This window comes from Mesorhizobium shangrilense (genome assembly GCF_040537815.1).
Lineage (GTDB): Bacteria > Pseudomonadota > Alphaproteobacteria > Rhizobiales > Rhizobiaceae > Mesorhizobium > Mesorhizobium shangrilense.
Genome location: NZ_JBEWSZ010000002.1, coordinates 383,843 through 399,184 on the forward strand (window position 1 = coordinate 383,843; position 15,342 = coordinate 399,184).

At 63.9% G+C, this 15,342-nt stretch carries 10 protein-coding genes; 1 reads left to right on the forward strand and 9 read right to left on the reverse strand.

Annotation, left to right across the window (positions count from 1 at the left end):
- Positions 1–194: 194 nt before the first annotated feature.
- Positions 195–1,709 carry an L-piperidine-6-carboxylate dehydrogenase gene (gene amaB, locus ABVQ20_RS26480; RefSeq protein WP_354463143.1) on the forward strand — a complete coding sequence of 505 codons (1,515 nt, stop codon included), beginning with the start codon at positions 195–197 and terminating at the stop codon, positions 1,707–1,709.
- Between the two features lie 51 nt (positions 1,710–1,760).
- Here the strand turns inward: amaB and ABVQ20_RS26485 are convergent, their stop codons facing one another.
- The 9 genes from ABVQ20_RS26485 to ABVQ20_RS26525 all read right to left on the reverse strand — a co-directional run bounded on the left by ABVQ20_RS26485 (position 1,761) and on the right by ABVQ20_RS26525 (position 15,247).
- On the reverse strand, positions 1,761–2,621 hold the full coding sequence (locus ABVQ20_RS26485) for a hypothetical protein (protein ID WP_354462612.1): 861 nt from the start codon (positions 2,619–2,621) through the stop codon (positions 1,761–1,763).
- Between the two features lie 240 nt (positions 2,622–2,861).
- Positions 2,862–3,722 (reverse strand): hypothetical protein, encoded by an 861-nt coding sequence (locus ABVQ20_RS26490; RefSeq protein WP_354462613.1) that lies wholly within the window; start codon positions 3,720–3,722, stop codon positions 2,862–2,864.
- Positions 3,723–4,092: 370 nt separating this feature from the next.
- Positions 4,093–5,523 (reverse strand): efflux transporter outer membrane subunit, encoded by a 1,431-nt coding sequence (locus ABVQ20_RS26495; protein ID WP_354462614.1) that lies wholly within the window; start codon positions 5,521–5,523, stop codon positions 4,093–4,095.
- Between the two features lies 1 nt (position 5,524).
- Positions 5,525–8,809 carry an efflux RND transporter permease subunit gene (locus tag ABVQ20_RS26500; RefSeq protein ID WP_354462615.1) on the reverse strand — a complete coding sequence of 1,095 codons (3,285 nt, stop codon included), beginning with the start codon at positions 8,807–8,809 and terminating at the stop codon, positions 5,525–5,527.
- Positions 8,806–11,913, reverse strand: coding sequence for an MdtB/MuxB family multidrug efflux RND transporter permease subunit (locus ABVQ20_RS26505; RefSeq protein ID WP_354462616.1), 3,108 nt, complete (start codon positions 11,911–11,913; stop codon positions 8,806–8,808). The genes ABVQ20_RS26500 and ABVQ20_RS26505 overlap by 4 nt, the downstream gene beginning before the upstream one ends.
- Positions 11,910–13,295 carry an efflux RND transporter periplasmic adaptor subunit gene (locus ABVQ20_RS26510; RefSeq protein WP_354462617.1) on the reverse strand — a complete coding sequence of 462 codons (1,386 nt, stop codon included), beginning with the start codon at positions 13,293–13,295 and terminating at the stop codon, positions 11,910–11,912. Before ABVQ20_RS26510 ends, ABVQ20_RS26505 begins: the two co-directional genes overlap by 4 nt.
- Before the next feature lie 216 nt (positions 13,296–13,511).
- The gene (locus tag ABVQ20_RS26515; protein ID WP_354462618.1) at positions 13,512–13,778 is read right to left on the reverse strand and encodes a hypothetical protein; all 267 of its coding nucleotides are present in this window, start codon (positions 13,776–13,778) and stop codon (positions 13,512–13,514) included.
- A gap of 217 nt (positions 13,779–13,995) precedes the next feature.
- Positions 13,996–14,283, reverse strand: a complete 288-nt coding sequence (locus ABVQ20_RS26520; RefSeq protein ID WP_354463172.1) for a hypothetical protein — start codon at positions 14,281–14,283, stop codon at positions 13,996–13,998.
- Between the two features lie 163 nt (positions 14,284–14,446).
- Complete coding sequence (locus ABVQ20_RS26525) at positions 14,447–15,247, reverse strand: endonuclease/exonuclease/phosphatase family protein (RefSeq protein ID WP_354462619.1); 801 nt, start codon at positions 15,245–15,247, stop codon at positions 14,447–14,449.
- Positions 15,248–15,342 lie beyond the last annotated feature (95 nt).

Genomic DNA, 15,342 nt, shown 5'->3' on the forward strand with positions numbered 1-15,342 from the left:
GCCGGGGTGGCGATTTTTCCACCAAACGAGTAATGCCAATCCATCAACGCGCCTCGCATGCCCATGGGCATTGTGAAGGCATGGCGGAAGGCTTTGGCCGAGGTGCTTTTGTTTATGCATGTCGTTGTCCCAAAACCGCTGGGCACTTTTGGGCGACATACAATTATAAACGGCGGGATATGAAAGGGATGAACATGACGATAGCGAAGGAAACGGCAGAGCTTCTGGGCAAGCTTGGTGTTGCCGGTGGCGTGCTTACGGGTGGCGACCTGATCGTGCGGAGCCCGGTGACGGGCGAAAAGATCGCGGCGCTGAAGACGATCTCGCCGGCCGATGCGGCCAAGGCGATCGATGGCGCCCACAAGGCGTTCCAGACATGGCGGCTGGTGCCTGGTCCCAAGCGCGGCGAACTGGTGCGGCTGCTGGGCGAGGAACTGCGCGCCCACAAGGCCGAGCTCGGCCGCCTGGTGTCGATCGAGGTCGGCAAGATACCGTCCGAAGGTCTGGGCGAAGTGCAGGAAATGATCGACATCTGCGATTTCGCGGTTGGTCTGTCGCGCCAGCTCTACGGCCTCACCATCGCCACCGAACGTCCGGGCCATCGCATGATGGAAACCTGGCATCCGCTTGGCGTTGTCGGCGTCATCTCCGCCTTCAATTTCCCGGTCGCTGTGTGGTCGTGGAATACGGCACTCGCCCTGGTCTGTGGCGATGCCGTGGTGTGGAAGCCGTCGGAGAAGACGCCGCTCACCGCACTCGCCTGCGAGGCCATCTTTGCGCGCGCGGTCAAGCGTTTTGGCACTGACGCGCCAGAAGGCCTGCTTTCAGTGCTGATCGGCGACCGTGCCGTCGGCGAGATCCTGGTCGATCATCCAAAGGTGCCGCTGGTGTCGGCCACCGGCTCGACGCGCATGGGCAGGGATGTCGGCCCGCGCCTGGCCAAGCGCTTTGCCCGTGCGGTGCTGGAGCTTGGCGGCAACAATGCCGGCATCGTGGCGCCCTCCGCCGATCTCGACATGGCGCTGCGCGCCATTGCCTTCGGCGCCATGGGCACCGCGGGACAGCGCTGCACGACGCTGCGGCGCCTGTTCGTCCATGACAGCGTCTACGACCAGCTCGTGCCGCGCCTGAAGAAGGCGTATCAGAGCGTCTCGGTCGGCAATCCGCTGGAGACCACGTCGCTGGTCGGCCCGCTGATCGACAAGGCGGCGTTCGATGCCATGCAGAAGGCGCTCACCGAAGCCACCGCCCATGGCGGCAAGGTGACCGGCGGCACGCGGGTCGAGAACGGCCATCCCGATGCCTATTATGTGCATCCGGCCCTGGTCGAGATGCCCAAACAGGTATCGCCGGTGACGGAAGAGACCTTTGCGCCGATCCTCTATGTGATGAAGTATTCCGACTTCGACGCGGTGCTCGACGAGCACAATGCGGTGGGGGCCGGTCTTTCCTCCTCGATCTTCACGCGCGACCTGCAGGAATCCGAGCGGTTCCTTGGTGTCGACGGATCGGATTGCGGCATCGCCAATGTCAATATCGGCACGTCGGGCGCCGAGATCGGCGGTGCGTTCGGTGGCGAGAAGGAGACGGGTGGTGGCCGTGAATCAGGTTCCGACGCCTGGAAGGCCTATATGCGCCGCGCCACCAACACGGTGAACTACTCCAAGGCGCTGCCGCTCGCCCAGGGTGTTTCGTTCGACATCGAGTGAGGAGACGACAATGCCGGGGCGGCTGCATGGCCGCCCTGGTCTGTTCTCCGCTCAATCGCCTTTTGGAAAACTGGCCGAGAAGGCCGCATCGATGATGGCCAGCTTCACGGCCTGGGCGGCCATGTATTCCTGGTAGAAATCGCTGGACACCCACATCACCGAATTGCAGCGTTGACCGAGCCAGCCGATGCTGCCGAGCTCTTCAGCGGCGCGCAATTTGCGCGTCAGGTGGGTTCGCGAGAGTTTGAGCCAGTTTGCGAAGTCTCCGATCGAGAGCACGCCGGTTGGAATCTGGCTGAGGCCGGCATTGTCGGGATCGACGCCCGATATCAGCCAATCCATGACGACGCCGCCATTGTTCAGCCAGGTGAACAGCGAGAAAGTCCGTTTGGGCTCGCGCACCGGATTTGAAGACAGCAGGCCGTCGGCCACCAGCGGCTGCAATCGGGCAAGTCCGTCGGGGCGGGCGAGGAAGGTGGCCATCCGGTTCGCGCCATCAAGACTGTCCAGCGTTCGCAGATGCGCAAGGACCCAGCCGGCCACCACTTCCAGCGAGGCCGCCACCGGCTGCAGGGGACGGATACGGCCGTCCTGGGTCGAGGGCAGCAGCTCAATGAAGTTGTAGTGCAGCATCTCCTTGACGAAGGCGTCGGCTGTGTTGCGGCTGGCCACGGAATTCTGCCGGATCACGTCGATGAAACGCGCCATCGTGAGCTCTTTGCGATAGTCGTCGGGCTCCCGCCTGAAATGCAGGGCAAGACCAATATGGGCCATCAGCCATCGTTGCTGGGTCGCGAATACCGAGGAAAGCCGCGGATTTGTCCGATAGAGCTGGTTCATCGCCTGCGCCTGCGCCCGCACACCGCGATGCAATGCCGGGTGGGCGGCAATATCTTCCAAGGTCAGCGTCATTCTTCCCCGCTGCTGTCAGCTTCAATGCTGCGAAGACGCAGAATCACATTTTCAGCCTTCTGCGCCTGTGTCCAGACGTCGGTCGCCAATAGTGGGTGAGTGTATGCAGTCGGGAGGAATTTACAAAAGCGACTCATCGTCTCGGTGAATTCAGAACCGCTTGGCTCTTTGTTCCGAAGTCACTCATAGCCTAGACTGTTCTGTGCCTCTTTCTGGATTGGTCCCTTTGCGCGGCGTTTCTCAATTGCGCTGTGACGGCGGAAAACAGGCCGCGAACGCACTATCGACAATTGCCAGTTTGGCGGCCTGCACGGTCATGTATTCTTCATAGAACTGGCGCGACAGCCACATCACCGAATGGCCGCGTTCGCCAAGCCAGCCAACGCTGCCGAGATCCTCGGCGGTGCGCAGCTTGCGGCCAAGGTGGGTTCGCGAGAGCTTGAGCCATCTGGCGAACTCTCCGATCGAAACCACGCTGGTCGGAATCCGCTCCAGGCTGGCATGGCCTGGATCAATGCCCGACATCAGCCAATCCATGACGATGCCGCCATTGTTGAGCCAGATGAACAGGGAAAAGGTCTGGTTGGGTTCGCGTACCGGCTTTGAAGCAAGCAGGCCGTCAGCCACCAGCGGCTGCAGTCTGGCCAGCATGTCGGGCTGTTCCAGGAACCTGGCCAGCCGGTTGCCACCATCGATATGATCCAGCGTCCGCAGATGGGCCAGAACCCAGCCCGTGAATGTCTGGATAGTAGCAGCCGTCGGCTGCAATGGGTGCGTCCGGCCATCCCCGCCTGCCGCGTACTCGGCAATGTTGTAGCGCAGCATCTCCTTGATGAAGGCGTCAGCCGTATTGCGGCTGGCCACCGCGTGGCGATGCACGACCTCGATGAAACGCGATACCGTAAGCTCCTTGCGACGGTCGCTCGGATCGCGTCTGAAATGCATGGCAAGGCCGATATGACCCATCAACCAACGCTGTTGCGTGGCAAAAATAGAGGCCAGCCGGGGGCTGTCTTCATAGATTCGGATCAGCGCCAGCGACTGCTCCTGAACGTAGCGATGCAACGCCGGATGGCCGGCAATGTCTTCCAAATTCAGCATTATCCTGTGGCGTTCCGATTCAATCCCAACAGCGGAGTCTTGGTCCCAATTTTCCAGCCTTCAGCACGTGTGTCCAGACGTGCCAAAATGCTGAGAATAGGCCCAGCCCGGGGGCGACAGGTTGATAGCGCGGCTTGCTAACTGGTTGCCATAGCTTGGAAAACCCCTCCCAATAATAGTCAGTCGACCGGGTCTGCCAGCCGCATGGTGGCCATCGGCCAGGCAGCCGGATCGGAGCTGCTGTCTTCCTGACCGGTCGTGATAGCCGGGAGCGCCGGCCAATGGCCTGGCGCATTGCCGCGATCATCGCCATGCCCCCACGGCTTTGATCGAGGCTCTCTCCAGGCCGACAGCCAAGAGCCGCGCCGCTTTACTGCGTCGCGGCGGCAAGCACGGGTTCAGGCTTGTTCCAGCCGCCGCCCAGAGCCTGGAAGAGACTGGTCGCCGCAAGCGCGCGGTTCAGGCGAACTTGCACCAATGAGGATTCGGCGGAGAAAAGCGTCTGTTCCGTCTGCAGGACGGTGACCAGGTTGACCGTGCCGCCGTTCAATTGCGCCTCGGCCACCTGGAAAGCCTTGCGGGCGTTGGTCACGACGTCGTTTTGCAGCCGCATCTGGATCGTGGTCTGTTCGAGCGCAACCAGCGCCATCTCCACATCCGCGAAGGCCGAGAGCACCGCCTTGCGATAGGCCTGCAGGTCTTGCAACTGCACGCCGCTCGCCTGCTTGAGCTCGCTCTTCAGCAGGTTGCCGTCAAGGATCGGCTGCGCCAGGCTGGCGGCAAGCGTGTAGTACCAGGCGCCGGGACCGAACAGTGAGGAGAGCGCGGCACTCTGGAAACCCGTCGTGCCGGTCAGCTGGATCTGCGGCAGGAAGGCCGCGCGTGCGGACTCGACACTGAAGTTGGACGCGGCAAGCTGCGCCTCGGCCTGGCGGATATCGGGCCGCTGGACCAGAAGTTCCGAGGGCAGGCCGGGGGTCACGCGCGGTATGGATATGCGCGACAGGCTCTGGCCACGCACGTTGAAGTTGGCTGGCGCGCGCGCCACCAGCACGGCGATCGCCGCGATGTTCTGCCGGCGCGTGACCTCCAGCGGCGGGATCGAGGCCCGCACGGTCGCGACCAGTGCCGCCTGCTGCGAAACATCGAGCTGTGTGGCCGTGCCGCCGGTGAGCTGCTTCTGGATAAGATTGAGGATGCGTGTCGAGGCGGCAAGATTGTCGCGCTCCACCTTGATCTGGTCCTGGGCGGCCAGGATCTGGAAATAGGTGTTGGCGACCGCGACGGTTGTGCTGAGGGCGACGACCTCGCGGTTGTAACGGCTGGCCAGCGCGTTCTTCTCGGCCGCGTAGAGCGTTGCGCGGTTCTTGCCCCAGAAATCGAGCATGTAGCTCGCCGTGAGGCCGAGATTGAACTGGTTGCTGTTGTTTCCCTGCTGGCGCAACCGTTCGGCCGACGCGCCGGCCGACAGGCTCGGCAGCAACGGCGCGCCGGCGACGCCGGCCTGGGCGTCGGCCTGGATGATCTGCGCCACGGCCACGGCGATGTCCAGATTGGAGGCCTGAGCCTGCTCGACCAGGCCGGTCAGTTCCTCGGAGCGGAAGCCGCGCCACCAGTCCAGTGACGGAACGGCGGCATCGGGATGGCGCGGGCCATTGCCGTAAGCCGCCGGAACCTCCAATGCGGCGTCGGGATGTTCAGTGTTGAGAACGCAACCCGACAGGCCAAGCCCGATCAGACCGACAAGCGTCAACCGACTGAGCCGGGAGCCAATGCGGACTTGCCAGCGTCTCAGGCTCATCTCACTCTCCCGGTTGCGCAGTTGGCTGCCGCGGACGCCATGACCGTGAACGCAGCCGCCGGCCCCAGTTCCCGAATCGGTCGACATAGATGTAGATGACCGGAGTCGTATAGAGGGTCAGAACCTGGCTCAGGATCAAGCCGCCGACGATGGCTATCCCTAGGGGTTGGCGCAGTTCGCTGCCTTCGCCAAGGCCGATGGCGAGCGGCACGGCGCCGAACAGTGCCGCCATGGTCGTCATCATGATCGGGCGGAAGCGCAGCAGGCACGCCTGGTAGATGGCGTCATGCGCTGACATTTTCTCGTTGCGCTCCGCGGCCAGCGCGAAGTCGATCATCATGATCGCGTTCTTCTTGACGATGCCGATGAGCAGGATGACGCCGATCAGCGCCATGATGGAGAACTCGATGTTGAACACCGACAGGGCCAGCAGCGCGCCGACCCCGGCCGAAGGCAAGGTGGAGAGAATGGTCAGGGGATGCGCGTAGCTTTCATAGAGGATGCCGAGCACGACATAGACGGCGATGAGCGCGGCGAGAATGAGCAAGGGCTGGTCGGACAGCGAGTCCTGGAACACCTTGGCCGTGCCCTGGAAAGTGCCATGGATGGTGGTGGGCATGCCGATACGGTCGGCGGCCGCATTGATTGCCGCCACCCCATCGCTGAGCGCAACGCCGGGCGCCAGGTTGAACGAGAGCGTCGTGGCCACGAACAGGCCCTGGTGGTTGACCGCAAGCGGAGTGCTGCCGGGGCCATAGCTCGCGACGGTCGCCAGCGGCACCATCGTCTCGGTGCTGGTGCTCACGGCCGAGCCCGTCGAGGCGGCGGACTTGCCGGTGCTGGTTATGGAGTTGGTGGCCTGGTTGCGCGCGGCGTCGCCCGCGATCGAGGCGGCGCTGTTGGATTGTCCCCGCGAGACGAAGGTACCGGCCACCGCGTTGCTCGACTGCGATCCGCCGACCGATCCGCCCGATGTGCTGACATAGACCTGCTTCAGCACCTCGGGGTTCTGCCAGTATTGCGGCGCCACCTCCATGATGACGTGGTACTGGTTGCGCGCCACATAGATGGTCGAGACCTGGCGCTGGCCGAAGGCGTCGTAGAGCGTGTTGTCGATCTGGCTCACCGTAATGCCGAGGCGCGCGGCCGTATCGCGGTCGATCACGACATCCGCTTCAAGCCCCTTGTTCTGCTGGTCGCTGTTGACGTCGGTGAGCTTCGGTTCCGTTTGCAGCGCCGCCGCGAGCTTTGGCGCCCATTGCGCGAGTTCCTCGAAACTGTCGCCCTGCATGGTGTACTGGTACTGGGCATTCGACTGCCGTCCGCCGACGCGGATGTCCTGTACCGCCTGCAGGAAAAGGGTGGCGCCAGGCACCACCGCCAGCTGGCGCCGCAGCCGGCCGATCACCTGGTCTGCCGAGATCTTGCGCTCTGACAGCGGCTTGAGCGACACGAACATGAAACCGGAATTGGTCTGGCCGCCGCCGGTGAAACCGACCGCGGCGTCGACGGCCGGGTCCTTGCTGACGATCGCGGAGAACTGGCTGAGCTTCTGCGACATGAGCTGGAAGGAGGTCGCCTGGTCGGCCTGGATCGAGCCGGTCAACCGTCCGGTATCCTGCTGCGGGAAGAAGCCCTTGGGAATGGTGACGTAGAGATATCCGTTGAGGCAGAGCGTCGCCGCAAGCACCGCCATGATCAGCAAGGGATGGTCCAGCGCCCAGGAGAGCGTGCGGCGATAGAAGTTCAGCATGCCGTCGAAGACGCGCTCGCTGAAGCGATAGAGCCGGCCATGCTTGCGGCCCTGCTCGCCGCGCAGCAGCAGCGAACACATCATTGGCGTCGTGGTCAGCGAGATGGCCAGCGAAACCAGGATCGCGGCCGACAGAGTGACGGCGAATTCGCGAAACAGCCGGCCGATGATGCCGCCCATGAGCAGGATCGGAATGAAGACGGCGATGAGCGACAGGCTCATCGACAGGACGGTGAAGCCGACCTCCTGCGCCCCCTTGATCGCCGCCTGCATGCGGCTCATGCCGGCGGAGGTGTAGCGCGAGATGTTCTCCAGCACGACGATGGCGTCGTCGACGACGAAGCCGGTGGCGACGGTCAGCGCCATCAACGACAAATTGTCGATGCTGAAGCCGAGCAGGTACATGACGGCCAGCGTGCCGACCAGAGATACCGGCACCGCCACGATCGGCACCAGTGCCGAGCGCACATCGCGCAGGAAGGCGAAGACGACCAGGATCACCAGGCCGATGGCGATCATGAGGGTCTGCCCGACCTCCAGCAGCGAGGCTCGGATGGTCGTCGAGCGGTCGACGGCCAGTGACAGGTCGATGGCCGGCGAGATCGAGGCCCGCAGCGACGGCAGAAGCGCCTTCACGCGGTCCACCGTCGCGATGATGTTGGCGTTGGGCGACCGGTTGAGGATGATGAGAACCCCCGGCTTGCCGTTGGCGAGGCCGGCATTGCGGATATTCTCGACGGAATCGTTGACCTGTCCGACGTCGGAGAGCCGCACCGGCGCGCCATTGCGATAGGCAACGATCAGGGAGCGGTAGTCCGCGGCCTGGGTCGCCTGGTCGTTGGCATAGATCTGGTAGCGCTGAGGGCCGACATCGATGGCGCCCTTGGGGCTGTGGGCGTTGGCGGAGGCAAGTGCCGCGCGCACGTCTTCCAGGCCGATGCCATAATTGTAGAGCGCCTGCGGGGTCAGTTCGACGCGCACCGCGGGCAGCGAACTGCCGCCGACGGACACTTCGCCGATGCCGTCGACCTGGGCGAGCTTCTGCGCCAGCACCGTGCTGGCGGCGTCGTAGAGCTGGCCTTTCGACAGCGTGTCGGAGGTCAGCGTCAGGATGAGGATCGGGGCGTCGGCGGGGTTGACCTTGCGATAGGTGGGATTGGAACGCAGGCTGGTCGGCAGGTCGGCGCGCGCGGCGTTGATCGCCGCCTGCACGTCCCGCGCCGCGCCGTCGATGTCGCGGTCGAGGCCGAACTGCAAGGTGATGCGCGCGCTGCCGACGCTCGAGGACGAGGTCATCTCGTTGACATCGGCGATTTCGCCCAGATGCCGTTCGAGCGGGCTCGCCACCGTGTTGGCCACGACCTGCGGACTGGCGCCCGGCAGCGACGCCTGCACCGAGATCACCGGGTAGTCGACCTCGGGGAGCGGCGCTACCGGCAGTTGCGGGTATGCCACCATCCCGGCCGCGAACAGGCCGAAGGTCAGCAGGATTGTCGCTACGGGCCGCCGGATGAAGGGAGCCGACAGGTTCATGGCGTGGCGTCCGCCTCGGAAAGATCGGGCTCGATGCCCTGGAAGCGGGCGGCAAGACGATCGAACCAGAGATAGATCACCGGCGTCGTGAACAGGGTCAGCAACTGGCTGAGCAGCAGGCCGCCGACGATGGTGACGCCGAGCGGATGGCGGAGTTCCGAGCCGACGCCGGTGCCGAGCATCAGCGGCAGCGCGCCGAGCATCGCCGCCAGTGTCGTCATCAGGATCGGGCGGAAACGCAGCAGGCAGGCCTGGTAGATGGCGTCGCGCGGCGCCTTGCCTTCGTTGCGCTGTGCGTCGAGCGCGAAGTCGATCATCATGATCGCGTTCTTCTTGACCACGCCGATCAAGAGGATGATGCCGATGATCGAGATAATGGTCAGGTCCTCGCCGGCGATCATCAGCGCCAGCAAGGCGCCGATGCCGGCCGAAGGCAGCGTCGACAGGATCGTGATGGGGTGGATGAAGCTCTCATAGAGCACGCCCAGCACGATGTAGACGGTCACCACCGCCGCCAGGATCAGGAACAACGTGTTGCTGAGCGAAGCCTGGAAGGCGCGCGCGGCGCCCTGGAAGGTGGTGATCACGCTGATCGGCATGCCGATGTCGTTCTGCGCCTGCTGGATCGCGGTGACCGCGCCGCCGAGCGACGCACCGGGCGCGAGGTTGAACGAAAAGGTGGTGGCGGGGAACTGCCCCATATGCGTGATCTGGAGCGGCGCCGTGTCGACACGCGTTTTCGCGACCACGGCAAGCGGCACGGGGGCGCCGCCCGTCGAGGAGGGCAAGTAGACCGAGGACAGGGCGCGCAGCGAATCCTGCAACGATGGGTCCGCCTCGAGAATGACCCGGTATTGGGTGGACGTGGTGAAGATGGTCGAGACGATGCGCTGGCCGAAGGCGTCGTAGAGGGCGTTGTCGATCGTCGCCGGCGTGATGCCGAAGCGCGCGGCCTGGTCACGGTCGATGTCGACGAAGACCGCAAGGCCGGCGTCCGACAAGTCGCTGGCGACGTCGGCGAGTTGCGGCAGCGTGTTCAGCTTGGCCAGCAGCTTCGGCGTCCATTGCGACAGTTCGTCGGAATTGGCGTCCTGGAGGACGAATTGATACTGCGTGCGGCTGACCGTGCCGTCGATGGTCAGGTCCTGCACCGGTTGCAGATAGAGGCTGACGCCGACAGTCGAGGCCGTGGCCTCCTTCAGCCGCTCGATCACCTGCGTGATGTCGGCGCTACGCTCTTCATGCGGCTTGAGGTTGATCAGGATGCGGCCGACATTGAGCGTGTTGTTGGTTCCGTCGACGCCGATGAAGGATGACAGGCTGTCGACATCGGGGTCCTTGAGAATAATGGCGGCCAGCTTTTGCTGCCGCTCGGCCATGGAGGCGTAGGAGACCGACTGCGGCGCCTCGGTGATGGCCTGGATGACGCCGGTGTCCTGCACCGGGAAGAACCCCTTGGGGATCACCACGTAGAGCACCACCGTCAGGACCAGGGTGGCGGCCGCCACCACCAGCATCAACGTCTGCCGGTCGAGCACCCAGGTCAGCGCATGGCCGTAGCCGCGGATCACCCAGTCGAAAAATTGGCGGCTGCCGCGCTGGAGGGCGTTCTCGTGCACCGCGGCCAGGGGCTTGAGCAATTTGGCGCAGGCCATCGGCACCAGCGTCAGCGACACCACGGCCGAGATCAGGATGGTGGCGGCGAGCGTTATGGAGAACTCGCGGAACAGCCGGCCGACGACATCGCCCATGAACAGCAGCGGGATCAGCACCGCGATCAGCGACACGGTCAGCGATATGATGGTGAAGCCGATCTGTTCGGACCCCTTCAGCGCCGCCTCCAGCGGCGTATCGCCTTCCTCGATGTAACGGGCGATGTTTTCGATCACGACGATGGCGTCGTCGACGACGAAGCCTGTCGCGATGGTCAGCGCCATCAGCGAGAGATTGTCGAGACTGAAGCCGAACAGGTACATGACGCCCAGCGTGCCGACCAGCGACAGCGGCACCGACAGGCTCGGGATCAGCGTGGCGCGCGCGCTGCGCAGGAAGACGAAGATGACCAGCACGACCAGCATGATCGCCAGCGTCAGCTCGTATTCGACGTCGCGCACCGACGCGCGGATGGTGGTGGTGCGGTCGGTCAGCACCGCCACGTCGACGGAGCTTGGCAGCGATGCCTGCAGTTGCGGCAGCAGGGATTTGATGCGGTCGACGACCTCGATGACGTTGGCGCCGGGCTCGCGCTGGATGTTGACGATGATGGCTGGCGTGGTGTTCATCCAGGCCGCCAGCTTGTTGTTCTGGGTGCCGTCGATGATCGAGGCGACGTCGCTCAGCCGCACCGGTGCGCCGTTCTTGTAGGCGATGATCAACGACCGGTATTCGTCCGCGCTCTTCAGCTGGTCGTTGGCGTTGATCGTGTAGGCTCGCGACGGGCCGTCGAAATTGCCCTTGGGCGTGTTGACGTTGGCGCTGCCCAGCGTCGTGCGCAAATCGTCGAGGTTGAGGCCGTAGGCGGCGAGCTTGCGCGGATCGGCCTGGACGCGCACGGCCGGACGCTGGCCTCCGCTGAGGCTGACCAGGCCGACGCCGGCCAGTTGGGAGATCTTCTGCGCCAGCCGCGTGTCGGCAAGCTGCTGGACATCGCGCAGCGGCATGGTGGCCGAGGTCAGGCCAAGCGCCAGCACCGGCGCATCGGCGGGATTGACCTTGGCGTAGATCGGCGGCGCCGGCAGATCGGCCGGCAGCAGGTTGCCGGCGGCGTTGATGGCGGCCTGGACTTCCTGCTCGGCGACATCGAGCGAGATCGCCAGGCTGAATTGCAGCGTGATGACGGAGGAGCCGGCGGAGCTCACCGAGTTCATCTGGTTGAGGTTGGCGATCTGTCCGAGCTGGACCTCCAGAGGTGCCGTAACCGAGGAGGTCATCACGTCCGGGCTCGCGCCCGGATAGAAGGTCTGCACCTGGATGGTCGGATAATCGACTTCCGGAAGGGCCGACACCGGCAGATAGCGGTAGGCCAGCATGCCGGACAGCATGATTGCTACCATGAAAAGCGATGTCGCCACGGGCCTGAGAATGAAGGCTCTCGACGGGCTCATTGCTGCTGCCCGGTCTCCGAATGGCGATGCTTGCGGCCCTGGCCTTTGTGCTTGGTCGCATCGCCCGGGTTCGGATCGTCCGTCGGCTGCTGTCCCGCTGGTGGTGCCTGCGCCTGCGGTGTCTGTGCTGGCGTCTGCGTCTGTCCTGGCGTTTGCGCCGGTGTTTGCGCTTGCGCGGCTGGCTGCGCCGATGTCGCCGGCTGGCCGTCCTGCTGCAGGTTGATCTTGGCGCCGTCGCGGAGCTTGTCGGCGCCGTCAACCACGACGCGGTCGCCAGGAATCAGGCCCGACAGCACCTCGATACGCTCGCCATTGGTCACGCCAAGGGTGATCTTGCGCACCGAGACGGTGTTGTCGGCGTCCACAAGATACACGAAGGTGCCGGGCACGCCGCGCTGCACGGCGGCGGTCGGCGCGATCGCCACGTCCTTGTGCTGGTCGACCAGAAGCTCGATGTTGACGAACTGGTTGGGGAAAAGATTGCGCGTTTCGTTGGTGAAGGCCGCCCGCAGCTTGATGGTGCCGGTGCTGGAGTCGATCTGGCTGTCGAATGTCTCCAACTGGCCATCGGCGAGCTTGTTCTTGCCGGTCTTGTCCATCGCTGTGGTGGGCAGCGTGGCGCCCTGTTGCATGCGCTGCGCGATCGCCTGAAGTTGATCTTCCGGCACGGTGAAGATCACGCTGATCGGCTGGATCTGGGTGATGACGACGATGCCATTGGCGTCGCCCGGCGTTACATAATTGCCCTCATCGATTTGCCGCAGGCCGGCCCGCCCATCGATCGGCGCCAGGATGCGGCAATAGCCGAGATTGACGGTGGCGGCCTGGATCAGTGCCTTGTCGATCGAGACCGTGGCTTCGTCCTGGGCGACGAGGGCGACCTGCGTGTCCAGCGTCTGGCGCGGCACGGCGTTCTGGGTCGCCAGCCCCTGGTAGCGCGCGAGATCGACCTGCGCGCCCTTGAGAAGCGCCTGGTCGCGATCCAGCTGGGCCTGTGCCTGGGCAAGTGCGGCCTGATAGGGGCGAGGATCGATCAGCGCGAGCAGTTCGCCTTTCTTGACGTCCAGGCCTTCCTTGAAGTTCACCTGGATGAGTGGTCCGCTGATCTGCGACTTGACCGTGACGGTGGCAAGCGAGGTGACCGTGCCGAGCGCATCGACGGTGACGTTGATGGTGCCCTTCTCGACCGTTGCCGTGCCGACCGACATCGGCTGTGCATTTCTTCTGTTGCCTGTCTGGGGAGGGGTGACCACGGGGCGCTGATACAGATAGGCACCGGTGGCCGCGATGATCAGAAGGAATATGACCCAGCCAATCCAGCCGCCGCGCGAGCGCTGCCGCACTGCGCCTTTCTCCTTGGGCAACTCCACAGTCTGGTCCATGGCAACGATCTTCGGTCCCTTCGCCAACCCATATGGCCGAAATCGAACCAAGTCGAATTAACAGTTGGACAGGTTCAACCGCTGCCCAGGCGCGCCGTTCCACACCCTATGATTGTATCAGGCAACCATAGGGAGTGCCATGGTTTGTCGTGCAGGCGTCGGAAACCGGCCGTGGCTTCCTCAACAGGGAGGCCATGGCCAGGCAGGATACCGAACTTATTGCGCCGTCGTGGCGGGTTGTTGCGGCGTTGCGGCTGGCTTTTGCATCTGCTGCTGCTTCTTCAGCTTGGCCGCCGCCACCTGCTTCTTGTGAAGATGATGGCCGGCGACGCATCCGCCGACCGCACCCAGCACCGCGTGATGGCCGGCGTAGTGACCGGCCACGGCACCGGCGGCGCCGCCTGTCAGGCAGCCGATTGCCTGCGCCTGATTGCTCGCGCCAACCAAAGCGAGAATTGCAGATGCGAGAAAGATCTTTTTCATGGGGGCCTCACCAAATCCGTTTTTGCTCCGGCCCTGCACACGGGAATCGTGCATTTTGCAGCGATAAGAACCGGTGCCTTCATGGAGTCCGACCGATTCTTGGCTTAAATGCGGCGCAGGCGTTGGCACACTTGACGGAGCGTTGGGCGAGGTGCTGGGCGATCCAGGCCGGTATCGGAGGATTTTCCGGCATGGAACTTTGTCGGGGCGACAGCGTTCATCTACCAGATCGCTTCCCTTCGCGATCTTCTCTTATCCCACCTAAAGTGCCCCGCGGGCTCAAACCGGCGGGGCTTTTTTGTGGTATCTGAGGCGGTGAGGGGTTTTTCGCCCTGATTGGCAAGTCGATCACCGTCGCCGAAGGGCGGCTGTATTCAGCGGCCGCCACGGCTTCGATCAGCAGATCGAGCGCCTCCCGCGTCTTGCTGCTGGTCTCGTCATCACCGCGAAGTGCGTCGTAGGCGCGCTCAAGATGGACGCGAGCGGCCGAGAATTCGCTTTTCATCGTTTCCTCCGTGATCCCGCGCTAATACACAGTGCCGCGCCGATGGAAACGAAGCGCCAATATCCACAGTTGGATTTGAATAAAATCCGCCAGGTCCTGCGATCGCTGGGTGCCCGCCGAGACCATTCGGCGCCGGCGGCGGAGAACGCCCGCCCTTGTTGCTCTAAAGGCGAACGAAGGCGGTCAGCGGCAAGTGGTCGGAGGCAACCCGTGAAAGCGGCGTGTCATGTGCTTCCACGGCCGAGATCATTCCGTGCCGATTGGCCATGATGCGATCGAGCGCCAGCAGCGGCAGGTTCGACGGGAAGGTGGGGACGGCCGGCGGCAGCGGACCAAATGTCGTGTGCAGCGTGTTCAGTGAGGAGCGGTTTCCGAGCCGCCACTCGTTGAGATCGCCGAGCAGCAATGTCGGCGTCTCGTCGGGGCTGTTCATGATGTCCAGCACCACGCCGGCCTGCCGGGAGCGGGAGCGGCGCAGCAATCCGAGATGAGCAGCGATGACGCGCAGGGTCCGGTTTCCGTCCAGGTCGATTTCCGCCACCACCGCGCCGCGCGGCTCCAGTCCCGGAAGCTTGATCTGATGAACGTCGCGAACGACGCCCTTCTTGAACAGCAGGACATTGCCGTGCCAGCCGTGCCCCTTGCCATTGGCCGAGATCGGCACCGGCACCAGGCCAGTGTCGGATTCCAGCCGAGACAGGTCGAGAAGCCCGTCGCGATCGCCGAAGCGGTTGTCCGCTTCCTGCAACGCTATGACATCCGGGTCGATTTCGCGGATGACGCGGCTGGTCCGCTCTGGATCGAACCTCCTGTCGAGGCCAATGCATTTGTGGACATTGTAGGAGGCAACCAGCGTTCCGGTCGTGCCCGTCCGCTTGGGCGAGCTGGCGTTTGCCTTTTGCATCCTCCTGTCGCGAATGGAGAGAAGCATGCTTGCCGGGAGGCTACGTCCAGTTCTCTGCATGTCCCTGCTGTTCGTCCTCGCTGCGTTCAGGATTTGACCTGGCTATTACTGAAATAGGCGCTGTCGGTGAATGTTCCATGTCTTGACCGGGCGAG

What these genes read in the sequence shown, in the direction of transcription:
- amaB (WP_354463143.1), top strand. Translation starts at nt 195, where the DNA reads ATGACGATAGCGAAGGAAACGGCAGAGCTTCTGGGCAAGCTTGGTGTT.
- ABVQ20_RS26520 (WP_354463172.1), bottom strand. Translation starts at nt 14,283, where the DNA reads ATGAAAAGCGAATTCTCGGCCGCTCGCGTCCATCTTGAGCGCGCCTAC.
- ABVQ20_RS26485 (WP_354462612.1), bottom strand. Translation starts at nt 2,621, where the DNA reads ATGACGCTGACCTTGGAAGATATTGCCGCCCACCCGGCATTGCATCGC.
- ABVQ20_RS26500 (WP_354462615.1), bottom strand. Translation starts at nt 8,809, where the DNA reads ATGAACCTGTCGGCTCCCTTCATCCGGCGGCCCGTAGCGACAATCCTG.
- ABVQ20_RS26495 (WP_354462614.1), bottom strand. Translation starts at nt 5,523, where the DNA reads ATGAGCCTGAGACGCTGGCAAGTCCGCATTGGCTCCCGGCTCAGTCGG.
- ABVQ20_RS26515 (WP_354462618.1), bottom strand. Translation starts at nt 13,778, where the DNA reads ATGAAAAAGATCTTTCTCGCATCTGCAATTCTCGCTTTGGTTGGCGCG.
- ABVQ20_RS26525 (WP_354462619.1), bottom strand. Translation starts at nt 15,247, where the DNA reads ATGCAGAGAACTGGACGTAGCCTCCCGGCAAGCATGCTTCTCTCCATT.
- ABVQ20_RS26490 (WP_354462613.1), bottom strand. Translation starts at nt 3,722, where the DNA reads ATGCTGAATTTGGAAGACATTGCCGGCCATCCGGCGTTGCATCGCTAC.
- ABVQ20_RS26510 (WP_354462617.1), bottom strand. Translation starts at nt 13,295, where the DNA reads ATGGACCAGACTGTGGAGTTGCCCAAGGAGAAAGGCGCAGTGCGGCAG.
- ABVQ20_RS26505 (WP_354462616.1), bottom strand. Translation starts at nt 11,913, where the DNA reads ATGAGCCCGTCGAGAGCCTTCATTCTCAGGCCCGTGGCGACATCGCTT.